Origin of the sequence: Mesorhizobium intechi (genome assembly GCF_002879535.1) — a bacterium.
Taxonomy (GTDB): domain Bacteria; phylum Pseudomonadota; class Alphaproteobacteria; order Rhizobiales; family Rhizobiaceae; genus Mesorhizobium; species Mesorhizobium intechi.
On the sequence record NZ_PNOT02000047.1, the window covers coordinates 1 to 12,621 of the forward strand.

The window sequence follows — 12,621 nt, forward strand, 5'->3', positions numbered from 1 at the left end:
GGCCGAGTTCGAGCGCCGCCTCGCCGGCAAGCTGCCGTCCAATTTCGACGCCGTCATCGCCGACTACAAGAAGAAGCTCTCGGTCGACAAGCCGAAGGTCGCCGCCCGCAAATCGTCGGAAATGGCGCTGGAGGTCATCAACGGCGCCGTGCCGGAAACCATCGGCGGCTCCGCCGACCTGACCGGCTCCAACAACACCAAGACCAGCCAGACCAAGAACATCACGCCGGACGATTATGGCCAGCGCTATGTCCACTACGGCATCCGCGAGCATGGCATGGCCGCGGCCATCAACGGCCTGACGCTGCATGGCGGCCTCATCGCCTATGGCGGCACCTTCATGTGCTTCTCCGACTATGCCCGCCCGTCGATGCGGCTTTCATCGCTAATGGGTATCCGCTCGATCTTCGTCATGACCCATGATTCCATCGGTCTGGGCGAAGACGGCCCGACCCACCAGCCGGTCGAGCATCTGGCGGCCCTGCGCGCCATTCCCAACCACAATGTCTTCCGCCCGGCCGACGCGGTGGAAACCGCGGAATGCTGGCAGATCGCGCTCGAATCCGAAAAAACGCCGTCGACGCTGGCGCTGACCCGCCAGAACCTGCCGGCGGTGCGCACCGAGCACTCGGCAAAGAACCTGAGCAGCCAGGGCGCTTACGAACTGGCCGCGGCCAGCGGCGAGGCGGCGGTGACGATCTTCGCCACCGGCTCCGAGGTCGAGATTGCGCTCGGCGCCCGCGACCTGCTCGAGAAGCATGGCCACCCGACCCGCGTCGTGTCGGTGCCTTGCTTCGAGTTGTTCGACAAGCAGAGCGACGACTACCGCAAGAAGACGATCGGCAACGCGCCGATCAAGATGGCGATCGAGGCCGGCATCCGTCAGGGCTGGGATCATCTCATCGGCTCGGACGGCATCTTCGTCGGCATGACGGGCTTCGGCGCCTCGGGCACCATCGAGCAGCTCTACCCGCATTTCGGCATCACCGCCGAGGCGGCGGCCAAGGCGGCGGAAGCGCGCCTGCACGCCAAGTAAGGCCATGCATGCCGCCCAAGACCATGTCGCGGTTTTGGGATAACGGCATGCACAAACAAAAAAGCCCCGGCGAAACCGCGCAAAGCGATTTCGCGGGGCTGGCCCAACCTAATCGATTTAAATCCGCGTCGGTTTGGCTGGATTCTTTGCCCGTCCGCCGCTATGAAGCTGCGGACCCATCGTCAGCCTTCCAGCTCCCAGGGAGAGAAAAATGACCGTCAGAGTTGCCATCAACGGATTCGGCCGCATCGGCCGCAACATCCTGCGCGCCATCCATGAATCCGGCCGCAAGGACATCGACGTCGTCGCCGTCAACGACCTCGGCCCGGTCGAGACCAATGCCCACCTGCTGCGCTACGACAGCGTTCACGGCCGCTTCCCGCATGAGGTGTCGGTGTCCGGCGACCAGATCACCGTCGGCAAGGAAAAGTTCAAGGTCACCGCCATCAAGGACCCGACGCAGTTGCCGTGGAAGGAACTCGGCGTCGACATCGCGCTCGAATGCACCGGCATCTTCACCGCCCGCGACAAGGCCGCCGCGCACCTGACCGCCGGCGCCAAGCGCGTGCTGGTCTCCGCACCTGCCGATGGTGCTGACCTGACCGTGGTCTACGGCATCAACCACGACAAGCTGACCAAGGACCATATCGTCATCTCGAACGCGTCCTGCACCACCAACTGCCTGGCGCCGCTGGCCGCCGTGCTGCATGAGACGGTCGGCATCGAAAAGGGCATGATGACGACGATCCACTCCTACACCGGCGACCAGCCGACGCTGGACACCATGCACAAGGATCTCTACCGCGCCCGCGCGGCGGCCCTGTCGCAGATCCCGACCTCGACGGGTGCGGCCAAGGCCATCGGCCTCGTGCTCCCCGACCTCAAGGGCAAGCTCGACGGCATCTCGATCCGCGTGCCGACCCCGAACGTCTCGGTCGTCGACTTCAAATTCATCGCCAAGCGCGCCACCACGGTGCAGGAAATCAACGAAGCGGTCATCGCCGCTTCCAACGGCAAGCTGAAGGGCATTCTCGGCGTCACCCATCACCCGAATGTCTCGATCGACTTCAACCATGATCCGCGTTCCTCGATCATGGCGCTCGACCAGACCAAGGTGATGGACGGCAACTTCGTTTCGGTGCTGTCCTGGTACGACAATGAGTGGGGCTTCTCCAACCGCATGGGCGACACCGCCGTCGCCTTCGGCAAGACCATCGCCTGATCGCGGACCATCTTCGCGACATCCGAAACGCCCGGCTTCGTCCGGGCGTTTTCATTTGCCGGAGCGGCGACGAAAATCAGCGGCGCAGGGCAAAAAACCACCCTGCCGCCTTGCACTGGCCATGCCTTCGCCCCACTCTCCCGCAAAGCGAGAAGAAAGAGGAATTCGAGGGGCAAATCACGGATGGAGCATGCGATCTATCTCGTCACGCTGGTCGGCACGGCGCTCGTTGTCGCCGCCGCGTTCTCGAGCCTGATCGCCTTCCGCTTCGGCGCCCCTCTCCTGCTGCTCTTTCTCTGCATCGGGCTCGCCACCGGAACCGACGGCCTCGGCATCGAATTCGACAATGCCCGCATCGCCTATTTTGCCGGCTCACTGGCGCTGGCGGTCATCCTGTTCGATTCCGGCTTCGGCACACCGCTCAACGCCTTGCGGCAGGCGGCAGGCCCGGCGCTCTCGTTGGCGACGTTCGGCGTGCTTCTCACCACCGGCCTGTTCGGCGCGGCGGCCTACTATCTGCTTGACCTCAGCTGGCTGGAATCCTTCCTGCTCGGCGCTGCCGTGGCTTCCACCGACGCCGCGGCGGTGTTCTTCCTGCTGCGCGCCGGCGAGATCAACCTGCGTGAGCGCGTCCGCTCGACGCTCGAAGTGGAATCCGGCACCAACGACCCGATCGCCATCTTCCTGACCATCACCCTGGTCGAGGTCATCGCGGCCCACGCCAACCCCGAAACCGATGTCCTGGTCACCGGCCTGATCCTCGGCTTCATCGTCAATATGGGCCTTGGCGCCATCGTCGGCGCACTCGGCGGCCTTGCCATTGTCCGCCTCGTCGACCGGCTCAATCTCGACCACGGCCTGCTGCCGATCTTCGTGCTGACCCTGTCGCTGATGGTCTTCGCCGCCGCCGGCGCCATCGGCGGCTCCGGCTTCCTGGCGGTCTATATCGCCGGCCTCATTGCCGGCAATTCCGACATCCGCGCCGTCACCATCCTCAAGCGTTTCCAGGACGGCATGTCATGGCTGGCGCAGATCATCATGTTCCTGATCCTCGGGCTGTTCGCCACCCCTTCGCAATTTCCGGCGATCATGGTGCCGGCGATAGCGCTTGGCCTTTTCCTGATGTTCGTCGCCCGCCCGGTCGCTGTCTGGCTCTGCCTGATCCCGTTCCGCCTGCCGCGCCCCGAAGTCGCCTTCGTCTCCTGGGTCGGCCTGCGCGGCGCCGTCTCGATCCTGCTCGCCATCACACCATTGCTTGGCGGGCTGGAGAACGGCCGCACCATCTTCAACGCCGCCTTCATCATCGTGCTGGTGTCGCTTGTCATCCAGGGCTGGACGGTCGGCCCGCTGGCGCGTCGCCTCGGCCTCATCGTGCCGGCCCGCCTTGGCCCACTCGACAAGGTCGAACTCGAGCTCCCCGGCTCCGCCCACCACGAGCTCCTTGCCTATCGCGTTGCGCATGGCAGCCCGGTGGCGCGCGGCGAGCGCATTCCGCGCTGGGCGCGGCCCTCGCTGGTGCTGCGCGACGGCCGCTCGATGCGTTTCCAGGACATGGGCCGGCTCGCTGCCGGCGACCAGGTCTACATCTTCGTGCCGGACCGCTATCCGCGCCTGCTCGACAAGCTGTTCGCCAGCCGCGCGGTGGTCGACCCGGAAGATGCCGACTTCTTCGGCGCCTTCGCCGTCGACCCGGCGCGCTCCGCCGCCGAGCTCGAGGCAGCCTACGCTCCGGGCCTGACCGAGGCGGAGCAGAAGCTCACCGTCGGCGCGCTGGTCACGGCGCGGCTCGGCGGCCATGCCGAATATGCCGATCGCGTGCTGATCGGCTCGATCGAACTGATCGTCAGGGATGTCGACGACAAGGGCAGGATCACGGGCCTGGGTCTTTCCTTCGAGCCTACCGCGCCGGTGGCGCGGGTGCCGGTGTTCCTGAGCGCCGGCGAAATGGGCGACCGTCTCAGCGCCTTCATCCGCAACTGGCGCAAGCCGACCGACATGCGGGAGGCGGCGGCACAAAAAGACGAGCCGCCCGTGCCGCCGGTTGAAAAGGCCACGACAGGGAGCTGAAAAGAGCGATCGTTTGCCTTGCCCCGTCATCATGGGGCGATCTTCACGGACTATGTTCCCGCCCGCCTCAAAATTTCGCGCCGCATCGCGGCCAAAGCCTTGCATCGTCACCGATGCGGGGTATGGTCCCGGCGATTTTTCCGAGGAAAGGAACCCGCATGGCCGCCTTCAAGACACTGGACGATATCGGCAACATCAGCGGCAAGCGCGTGCTGGTGCGCGTCGACCTCAACGTTCCCGTCGCCGACGGCAAGGTCACCGACGCCACCCGCATCGAGCGCATCGCGCCGACCATCGCCGAACTGTCGGGCAAGGGCGCCAAGGTCATCCTGCTCGCCCATTTCGGCCGGCCTAAGGATGGACCATCGCCGGAGTTCTCGCTCGAACCGATCGCCAGGGCGACGGCCGAGGTACTCGGCCGGCCCGTCGGCTTTGCCTCGGATTGCGTCGGCGACACAGCTGGAAGCGCCGTCGCGGCCATGAACAAGGGCGATGTGCTGCTCTTCGAAAACACACGTTTCTACAAGGCCGAGGAGAAGAACGACCCGGCCTTCACGGAGCGGCTCGCCGCCAATGGCGACATTTTCGTCAACGACGCCTTTTCCGCGGCGCACCGCGCCCACTCGTCCACGGAAGGGCTGGCGCATCTGTTGCCTTCCTTTGCCGGCCGCACCATGCAGGCCGAGCTTGAAGCGCTGGAGAAGGGGCTGGGCAATCCGGTCCGCCCCGTCGTCGCCATCGTCGGTGGCGCCAAGGTCTCGACCAAGATCGACCTCTTGATGAACCTGGTGAAAAAGGTCGACGCGCTGGTGATCGGCGGCGGCATGGCCAACACCTTCCTTGCCGCGCGCGGCACCAATGTCGGCAAGTCGCTGTGCGAGCATGACCTTGCCGCCACCGCCAAGCAGATCATGATCGAGGCGGCCGAGGCCGGTTGCGCCATCATCCTGCCGGTCGACGGCGTCGTCGCCAAGGAATTCAAGGCGGGCGCCGCCTGCGAGACCGTTGCCATCGCCGATGTGCCGGCCGACGGCATGATCCTGGACGTCGGCGAAAAGACCGTGAAGACGATCGGCGAATGGATCGACCGTGCCGCGACGCTGGTCTGGAACGGCCCGCTCGGCGCGTTCGAGATCGAGCCGTTCGATCACGCCACCGTGGCGGCGGCAAAGCACGCGGCCGCGCGCACCAAGGCCGGCAAGCTGGTCTCCGTCGCCGGTGGCGGCGACACGGTGGCGGCGCTCAACCATGCCGGCGTCGCCGACGACTTCACCTATGTCTCGACCGCCGGCGGCGCCTTCCTGGAGTGGATGGAAGGCAAGCCACTGCCCGGCGTCGACGTGTTGAAGCGCTAAGCAATTCCAGGAAAACTGTGAAACGGTTTTCCCGGGAAAGCGCGTAGCGCTTTCCCTTGGGAATTTCGTCAAGGCTCAAGTGCATTTGGTAGCCAGGCGGAAACGCCTGGCGTCGCGGAAATGCGGCAAGGACGCGCCCGGGACTTTCAATCGATTCGAGCTTTCCGATGCCATTCCTTTGGCGGTAGACTTCCGTTAAGCGCGGAACGAACCTCTTTCAGGAGAAGCATGATGAGCGAACGTCTCGAAGACATTGCCGCCGCGATCGTGGCCAACGGCAAGGGCCTGCTGGCCGCCGACGAAAGTTCCGGCACCATCAAGAAGCGTTTTGATGTCATCGGCGTCGAATCGACCGCCGACAGCCGTCGCGACTATCGCGAGATGATGTTCCGCGCCAAGGACGCGATGACCAGGTATATCTCGGGCGTCATCCTCTATGACGAGACCATCCGCCAGAAGGCGGCCGACGGCACGCCTCTGGTCGACATCATCAAGGCATCAGGCGCCATCCCCGGCATCAAGGTCGATGCCGGGGCCAAGCCGCTCGCCGGCTTTCCCGGCGACACCGTTACCGAGGGCCTCGACGGCCTGCGTGAGCGCCTTGCCGACTACTACAAGCTCGGCGCCCGCTTCGCCAAATGGCGCGCCGTGATCGACATCGATACCGGCAAGGGCGTGCCTTCGGCCACTTCGATCAGCGCGAACACCCATGCGCTCGCCCGCTATGCCGCCCTTTGCCAGGAAGCCGGCATCGTGCCGATCGTCGAGCCGGAAGTGCTGATGGACGGCGCCCACGACATCGGCACCTGCTACGAGGTCTCGAAGGCGACGCTGATCAAGCTCTATGATGAACTCCATGCGGCGCGCGTCGTGCTCGAAGGCACGATCCTTAAGCCCAACATGGTCCTCTCGGGCAAGAAGTCGGGGACGGTGGACAGTCCCGAAAAGGTCGCCGAGATGACCATAAAACTGTTCCGCGAGACGGTGCCGACGGCGGTCCCGGGCATCGCCTTCCTCTCCGGCGGCCAGGAGGACGAGGAGGCAACCGCCAACCTCAACGCCATCAACGCCATCGGACCGCATCCGTGGAAGCTGACCTTCTCCTATGGCCGCGCGCTGCAGGCTGCCCCGCAGAAGGCATGGAGCGGCAAGGCGTCGAACGTCGCCGCCGGCCAGGCCGCCTTCACCCATCGCGCCCACATGAATTATCTGGCCGCGCTCGGAAAATGGAAGCCTAGCCTCGAACAGGCCGCTTGAACCCAGCTTTTCCATCTCCGTTCAAACCCGGGCCAGCGCGCCCGGGTTTTTTGTTGTCCGCGATTTGGGGGAAGGCCTCCTCATCCCTATTTCCGCTGGGCGTTGCCAGCGGTGTCGGTTTGCGCTCGTCCCGAACGTCCTTGGGATGAGAGACAGGGAGAGATTCATGCATCGCAACAAGGTTGTTTCACGCGAAGACTGGTTCCAGGCGCACAAGGCGCATCTGGCGCGTGAGAAGGAACTGACGCGGTTGCGCGAGCGTGTCGCGGCCGAGCGGCGGGAACTGCCCTGGCTGAAAGTAAGGAAGGACTACGTCTTTGAGACCGAGCAAGGGCCGAAGAAACTGGCCGAGCTTTTCGCCAACCGCAGCCAGTTGATCGTCTATCACTTCGTGTTCGCGCCAGGCTCCGCCCATCACTGCGAAAGCTGTGCCTTCGTCGCCGACCATATGGACGGCGCCAACCGGCATCTCAGGCATCATGACGTATCGCTTGTCACCATATCGCGGGCGCCCCTGGCCGAGCTGCTGCCCTACAAGCAGCGCATGGGCTGGACGTTCGATTGGGTCTCTTCCTATGCGTCGGACTTCAACTTCGATATGCAGGTGTCCTTCACCGACAAGCAGATCGCATCCGGCGAAGCGGTCTACAATTTCGAAACACCGGTGCTGACGTCGAAGGACCTGCCCGGCACCACTGTCTTCTACAAGGGCGAAACCGGTGACGTCTTCCTGACCTTCATGTCGCGCGCTCGCGGCAGCGAGCAGTTCATCGGCGCCTATCAGTATCTCGACATTGCACCGAAAGGTCGTGACGAGACCGGTCCTTACGGAACCTTGATGGACTGGGTGCGGCTGCACGATGAATATGGGAACAGGTCGCTGCGGGGCGATGAATGCCCTTAGGGTACCGGCCGGCGATGCAAGGATCCGTTCACCTCGGCCCAAACATGCGCTAAGCCAGCCTCAGATCATTCCACGGTTCCGCCATGCGCTTCCCGGCCTCTCTCACCTGGCTCGCCTTCCCCGTCTATGTCTGGCAGGGGCTCGGCGTGCGCCGCCGCACCACGCGCATGCTGCCGGCACAGGGACCGGTCATGCACGAACTCGCCGGCAAGGCGCCTGATATCTCGCTTCTGGTGCTTGGCGACTCCTCGGCCGCCTCGGTCGGCATCGGCAATTCCGAGGATGGGCTTGCCGCGCAGCTTGCCGTGCTGATCTCGCGGCGCACCGGCCGAGCCGTGCGCTGGCGCGCTGCCGGCTTCAATTCGGCGACATCAGGCCAGATCCGCGATCATGTCCTGCCCAACCTGTCGGCCGATCCGTGGACGCATATCGTGCTTGCCATCGGCACCAACGACACCAAGAATTTTCATTCGGTGCCGCGCTTCAAGAAGGAGTTCGGCGGCTTGCTCTACGGCCTGCGCGCCAAATGGCCGGAGGCACGCGTCGTGTGGTCGCCGGTGCTGGAGTTCACGCGGGCCCCGGCCATGCCGCCGCTGCTCGGCAAGATCCTCGAAATCCGCGCCACCGCCATGAACCGGATGGGTGAACGGCTCTGTCTGGAGCGCGGCGCGGTGCCGGCCCCGCGCTTGCCGATCACCAATCCCGAACAGGGTTTCGCCTCGGACGGCTTCCACGCCTCGGAGGCGGGCTACCGCGCCTGGGCCGAGCATCTCGTCGGTCTGGTGCTCGCCGGCTGAACACCGACGGCCGACGCGGCACGCAGACCTATGTCAAATGCCCGAGCACGGCTGCCAGCGAGATCGCGGCCATGGCCAGCAGCGCCAGCTTCCAGAAATCGCCGCGGCGCTTGAGCCCGGGCCAGCCGATCGGTTTGATCAGCTGGATCACCATGAAGCCGATGATGACAAGGGCGAGGAGTTTCGTCATGCCGCCTTTGACCAGCAACGCGGCCCGCTGTCAAAACCGAGAAAGAACGGGCGCGCGTTGCCGAACCGGACCGCGGTGCCCCGTCCTTGGGAGGACGACTACTTCAGCGGCTTGAGGCCCGCCTCGATCGAGGCGCGCTTCGGTTCGAGGAACGGCGGCAGAGCCAGGCTTTCGCCCAGCGTCTCCAGCGGCTCGTCGGCGGTGAAACCCGGCCCGTCCGTGGCGATTTCGAACAGGACGCCGTTGGGCTCACGGAAATAGAGCGAGCGGAAGTAATAGCGCTCGACCTCGCCGCTCGACGGCAGGCGGAATTCGGCCAGACGGGCGGTCCATTGATGCAGCGTCTCCTGGTCCGGCGCCCTGAAGGCAACATGGTGAACCGCACCGGCGCCTTGCCTTGCGGGAGCCAGCCCGGGCTGCACGGCGACATGAAGCTCCGCCGCCGGCCCGCCAGCACCCATTTCGAAGACATGGACCTGGCCTTCGCCATCCGGCGAAGCGTAGTCGCGGCCCTTGCGCATGTTCATCACCATGGTCAGCACCGCCTCGGTGTTGGTGATGTCGGGGACGCTGACGACGATCGGCCCGAGCCCGCGGATCTGGTGCTCGGCCGGCACCGGGCTTTGCGCCCAGGGATGGCTGCCGCCCCTGCCGCCATCGCTGACGAGCCGCAGACGCTGGCCTTCAGGATCCTCGAAGTCGAACGACGGGTAGTCGCCCATATCGCCAATCTTTCCTGTCACGATGTTTTCGCCGGCCAGGCGCTGTTTCCACCAGGCCAGGCTCTCTGGGCTGCCGACCCTGAGGCTGGTCCGCGCGATGCTGTGGGTGCCGCGCCGCTCGCGGCCAACCGGCCAGTCGAAGAAGGTGAGATCGGTGCCTGGCGTCGCTTCGCCGTCGGCATAGAAAAGGTGATAGGCTGACGTGTCGTCCTGGTTCACCGTCTTCTTGACCAGCCGCAAGCCCAACACCTTCGTATAGAAATGAAGATTGCCCGGCGCATTCGCGGTGATGGCGGTCAGATGGTGGATTCCTGTCAGTTGCAGGCTCATGGTCGTCTCCCTGGTTTTGGGGGAAGAATTTTCTCCCTCCATATCAGAACTGCGGTCATGTCGCTGAAGGCCAGCCTATCCCGACAGTCCGTCGCCCCCAACTGAACGATGGCGCACCCACAGGCGGCCTTGCGGTGAACAATCCTCCGTTGGCAAAAGCTGGGTCGAGGACAGGGCTGACGAGAATTTCCACCAGCGGCACAATCGTCGCGCGCCCTGCCATCCTCCTGACAGACTGCTGTCAGGAGGGGTGTGCGATACTGCCTCCAGTTAGAGAGAGGAGAATAGCCATGAACGGTCTCGCCATCCTGCGCGGCATGCAGCACTATGTCGGCAAGGTTCGCACCATGCGCAACGAAATTCGCACGCAGCGTTTCATGAACGCACTGCCCGCGGACATCCGCAAGGATATCGGCTGGCCCGATATGTATGCGGAACGTCGCTCCCACAGCAATTGAAGCGAATTTTTCGACATTGATATTGGACATGTGCGCGCCAATGCCCAGATATAGCTGCGGCGCGCTGGGGGACGGAGCGAGCTTATGCCTGATCAGAAGAAAATCGGCTTCGTCTTCATCGAAGGTTTTGCCGACTGGGAATACGGCTTGCTGGCTGCCTCGGCGGTTGAATGGTTCGGCGCCGACGCTGTTTCGTTGAGCCTCGGAGGCAGGCCGGTGACAGGGATCAGCGGTTTTCGGCTGACGCCTGACCGTTCGGCTGGCGTCGAAGAGAATGCCGACCTTGACGCAGTCGCCGTCATCGGCTCCGACCGGTGGGCGGGCAAGACGTCGCCAGATGTCGCTCAACTGCTCAATGCCGTCGCAGCGCGCGGTGGTGTCGTCGGCGGCATCTGCGCCGGTACGCTGGCACTGGCCCGAGCCGGCATCTTCGAACAAGCCAAACATACCAGCAATGGCCGCGACTGGATCAACGGACACGAAGCCGGCTATGTCGGCGATGGCAACTATCAGGACGTGCCGCATGCGGTCGCCGACGGCAAAATCGTATCCGCGCCGGGTTCTGCGCCCGGCACGTTTGCGCTTGCCTTTCTGAAGACCCTCTATCCCGAAAGAGGCGGCGATCTCGCGCGGATGCGGACGATGTTTGCCAGGGAATATGCTGAAGCCTCCTGACAGTATGCTGTCAGGAGGGGGCGTGCAATGATGGGATAATGCGCATGGCCGGCCGAGAGAACGACCGATGAAGAGCTGGAACGACAGGCTTAACACGCCCGGCATCAACGGCGTGAAACCAACGCCGCGCACGGTGGGTGACGTGGTAGAGGGGCAACCGATGCTGGTGCCGACGGCTCGCCAGGTCGACGCTTTCATCCGCTCGATTCCCGAAGGCGTCGAGATGGATGTCCGTGCACTGCGCACGGCTCTCGCCATCGAATACGGCGCCGAAGTGACATGTCCGGTGACCATCGGCTATCACCTGCGCACGGTTGCCGAAGCCGCCAGGGAAGACCTCGAGCGCGGCATGACGCTGAGCGACATCGCGCCCTTCTGGCGCGTGCTCGACGCGAAGACGCCGACAACGAAGAAACTGTCTTTCGGAGCGGAATTCGTCGCCGCCCAGCGCAAGCGCGAAGGACTGAAACCGTAATGCATGTCGTCTGGAAGTGGCTCCGGTCTGGAGACGCTCCGGCAACAACACTGGGGAAGCAAAACGATGCGCCGCGCCGACAGGCTCTTTCAGATCGTGCAGCATCTGCGGGGTGGCCGCCTGGTCACCGCCCAGAAGCTCGGCACGTGGCTCGAGGTTTCCGAGCGAACGATCTATCGCGACATTGCCGACCTGCAGTCGACGGGAGTGCCGATCGACGGCGAGGCCGGCGTCGGCTACATGATGAGGGAGGGCTTCGACCTCCCGCCGCTGATGTTCACACGTGACGAGATCGTGGCGCTGGTTGCCGGCGCGCGCATGGTGCGCGCCTTTGGCGGCGCCGCCATGGCACGGGCAGCCGACGAGGCGTTGGTCAAGATCGGCGCGGTACTGCCCGATGCCGAGAAGGACCGCATTGCCCGTACCGAGATCCACACGCCGATGTGGGTGGTCAGCGACGCCGCCCGCGAGGCGATCGACCTGATCGAGCGTGCGGTGGAAAAGCGGCAAGTGCTGACCATCGACTATTGCGACGAGGCCGGGCGCGGCACCGCGCGCGACATCAGGCCGCTCGGCCTTTGGTTCTGGGGCAAGGTGTGGACGCTGGTCGCCTGGTGCGAGATGCGTGACGACTTCCGCGCCTTCCGCATCGACCGCATCGCCTCGGTGGTGATCGCCGGGCGCATCTTTAAGCCGGAGCGCGGCAAGCAGCTTGCCGACTTCTACCGGGCCGTGGAGCGCAGCGAGGATTACGGCATGGCGCCGGACCGCGTGGCGCGAAGCTGAGATTGCATATGGAACAGAAAAGCCCGCTCGAAGCGGGCTTTTCGTGAACTGTCGCGGACCTTATTCGTCGTCAGCGTCTTCGTTCTTCGACTTCAGCGCCGAGAGCTTGGCGAACACGGCGTTGGCGTCGAGTTCGGCATCCTCGTCCTTCGGCTTTTCGGGGGCCGGCACCAGCCGCTCGGTCAGGGCCGCCGGCAGCAGCGTGTCGCCGACCGGCTGCGCCTGTTCGCGGCCGCGCGAGGCGCGGTTGACTTCCATGTCGAGGTCGATCTGCGAGGCGAGACCCAGCGTCACCGGATCCATCGGCTGCAGATTGGCCGAATTCCAGTGCTTGCGTTCGCGGATCT

The 12,621-nt window shown here is 64.5% G+C and carries 15 protein-coding genes; 12 read left to right on the top strand and 3 right to left on the bottom strand.

Annotated features, from left to right (window positions below; all coding sequences use genetic code 11):
• The 8 genes from C1D09_RS04190 to C1D09_RS04225 all read left to right on the top strand — a co-directional run.
• A partial coding sequence (locus C1D09_RS04190; protein WP_281288541.1) for a transketolase-like TK C-terminal-containing protein occupies positions 1–1,036 on the top strand: 1,036 nt, incomplete at its 5' end.
• An 8-nt stretch (positions 1,037–1,044) separates the two neighbouring features.
• Positions 1,045–1,251 carry a hypothetical protein gene (locus C1D09_RS04195; protein ID WP_143973134.1) on the top strand — a complete coding sequence of 69 codons (207 nt, stop codon included), beginning with the start codon at positions 1,045–1,047 and terminating at the stop codon, positions 1,249–1,251.
• A complete protein-coding gene (gene gap / locus C1D09_RS04200) occupies positions 1,248–2,258 on the top strand; it encodes a type I glyceraldehyde-3-phosphate dehydrogenase (RefSeq protein ID WP_019861626.1) in 1,011 nt (336 codons plus the stop codon). The genes C1D09_RS04195 and gap overlap by 4 nt, the downstream gene beginning before the upstream one ends.
• A gap of 183 nt (positions 2,259–2,441) precedes the next feature.
• Positions 2,442–4,325, top strand: a complete 1,884-nt coding sequence (locus C1D09_RS04205) for a potassium/proton antiporter (RefSeq protein WP_143973135.1) — start codon at positions 2,442–2,444, stop codon at positions 4,323–4,325.
• Positions 4,326–4,483: 158 nt separating this feature from the next.
• Entirely contained in the window at positions 4,484–5,680 is a 1,197-nt protein-coding gene (locus C1D09_RS04210; protein WP_143973136.1) for a phosphoglycerate kinase, read from the top strand.
• Positions 5,681–5,911: 231 nt separating this feature from the next.
• Positions 5,912–6,937: a class I fructose-bisphosphate aldolase gene (locus C1D09_RS04215; RefSeq protein WP_143973137.1), complete on the top strand. Its 1,026-nt coding sequence runs from the start codon at positions 5,912–5,914 to the stop codon at positions 6,935–6,937.
• Positions 6,938–7,103: 166 nt separating this feature from the next.
• Positions 7,104–7,841, top strand: coding sequence for a DUF899 domain-containing protein (locus tag C1D09_RS04220; RefSeq protein ID WP_143973138.1), 738 nt, complete (start codon positions 7,104–7,106; stop codon positions 7,839–7,841).
• Between the two features lie 83 nt (positions 7,842–7,924).
• Positions 7,925–8,638 carry an SGNH/GDSL hydrolase family protein gene (locus C1D09_RS04225; protein WP_143973139.1) on the top strand — a complete coding sequence of 238 codons (714 nt, stop codon included), beginning with the start codon at positions 7,925–7,927 and terminating at the stop codon, positions 8,636–8,638.
• 28 nt (positions 8,639–8,666) lie between these two features.
• On the opposite strand, the gene C1D09_RS04230 is transcribed toward C1D09_RS04225, so the two are convergent.
• Both C1D09_RS04230 and C1D09_RS04235 read right to left on the bottom strand, forming a co-directional pair.
• A complete protein-coding gene (locus C1D09_RS04230; protein ID WP_080643995.1) occupies positions 8,667–8,828 on the bottom strand; it encodes a hypothetical protein in 162 nt (53 codons plus the stop codon).
• 98 nt (positions 8,829–8,926) lie between these two features.
• Positions 8,927–9,880, bottom strand: a complete 954-nt coding sequence (locus tag C1D09_RS04235) for a ring-cleaving dioxygenase (protein WP_143973140.1) — start codon at positions 9,878–9,880, stop codon at positions 8,927–8,929.
• A 290-nt stretch (positions 9,881–10,170) separates the two neighbouring features.
• Here C1D09_RS04235 and C1D09_RS04240 point away from each other — a divergent pair, with 290 nt between their 5' ends.
• The 4 genes from C1D09_RS04240 (at position 10,171) to C1D09_RS04255 (ending at position 12,274) form a co-directional block, all read left to right on the top strand.
• Complete coding sequence (locus C1D09_RS04240) at positions 10,171–10,338, top strand: hypothetical protein (RefSeq protein ID WP_143973141.1); 168 nt, start codon at positions 10,171–10,173, stop codon at positions 10,336–10,338.
• Positions 10,339–10,422: 84 nt separating this feature from the next.
• Complete coding sequence (locus C1D09_RS04245) at positions 10,423–11,013, top strand: DJ-1/PfpI family protein (protein WP_143973142.1); 591 nt, start codon at positions 10,423–10,425, stop codon at positions 11,011–11,013.
• 67 nt (positions 11,014–11,080) lie between these two features.
• The gene (locus C1D09_RS04250) at positions 11,081–11,488 is read left to right on the top strand and encodes a hypothetical protein (RefSeq protein ID WP_143973143.1); all 408 of its coding nucleotides are present in this window, start codon (positions 11,081–11,083) and stop codon (positions 11,486–11,488) included.
• 66 nt (positions 11,489–11,554) lie between these two features.
• Positions 11,555–12,274 (top strand): helix-turn-helix transcriptional regulator, encoded by a 720-nt coding sequence (locus C1D09_RS04255; RefSeq protein ID WP_095201249.1) that lies wholly within the window; start codon positions 11,555–11,557, stop codon positions 12,272–12,274.
• A gap of 60 nt (positions 12,275–12,334) precedes the next feature.
• On the opposite strand, the gene C1D09_RS04260 is transcribed toward C1D09_RS04255, so the two are convergent.
• A partial coding sequence (locus C1D09_RS04260) for a cell cycle transcriptional regulator TrcR (RefSeq protein ID WP_143973144.1) occupies positions 12,335–12,621 on the bottom strand: 287 nt, incomplete at its 5' end.

Excerpts from the sequence above, each read along its gene's own strand:
- C1D09_RS04195 (WP_143973134.1), top strand. The coding sequence starts at position 1,045 with ATGCCGCCCAAGACCATGTCGCGGTTTTGGGATAACGGCATGCACAAA.
- gap (WP_019861626.1), top strand. The coding sequence starts at position 1,248 with ATGACCGTCAGAGTTGCCATCAACGGATTCGGCCGCATCGGCCGCAAC.
- C1D09_RS04205 (WP_143973135.1), top strand. The coding sequence starts at position 2,442 with ATGGAGCATGCGATCTATCTCGTCACGCTGGTCGGCACGGCGCTCGTT.
- C1D09_RS04210 (WP_143973136.1), top strand. The coding sequence starts at position 4,484 with ATGGCCGCCTTCAAGACACTGGACGATATCGGCAACATCAGCGGCAAG.
- C1D09_RS04215 (WP_143973137.1), top strand. The coding sequence starts at position 5,912 with ATGAGCGAACGTCTCGAAGACATTGCCGCCGCGATCGTGGCCAACGGC.
- C1D09_RS04220 (WP_143973138.1), top strand. The coding sequence starts at position 7,104 with ATGCATCGCAACAAGGTTGTTTCACGCGAAGACTGGTTCCAGGCGCAC.
- C1D09_RS04225 (WP_143973139.1), top strand. The coding sequence starts at position 7,925 with ATGCGCTTCCCGGCCTCTCTCACCTGGCTCGCCTTCCCCGTCTATGTC.
- C1D09_RS04230 (WP_080643995.1), bottom strand. The coding sequence starts at position 8,828 with ATGACGAAACTCCTCGCCCTTGTCATCATCGGCTTCATGGTGATCCAG.
- C1D09_RS04235 (WP_143973140.1), bottom strand. The coding sequence starts at position 9,880 with ATGAGCCTGCAACTGACAGGAATCCACCATCTGACCGCCATCACCGCG.
- C1D09_RS04240 (WP_143973141.1), top strand. The coding sequence starts at position 10,171 with ATGAACGGTCTCGCCATCCTGCGCGGCATGCAGCACTATGTCGGCAAG.
- C1D09_RS04245 (WP_143973142.1), top strand. The coding sequence starts at position 10,423 with ATGCCTGATCAGAAGAAAATCGGCTTCGTCTTCATCGAAGGTTTTGCC.
- C1D09_RS04250 (WP_143973143.1), top strand. The coding sequence starts at position 11,081 with ATGAAGAGCTGGAACGACAGGCTTAACACGCCCGGCATCAACGGCGTG.
- C1D09_RS04255 (WP_095201249.1), top strand. The coding sequence starts at position 11,555 with ATGCGCCGCGCCGACAGGCTCTTTCAGATCGTGCAGCATCTGCGGGGT.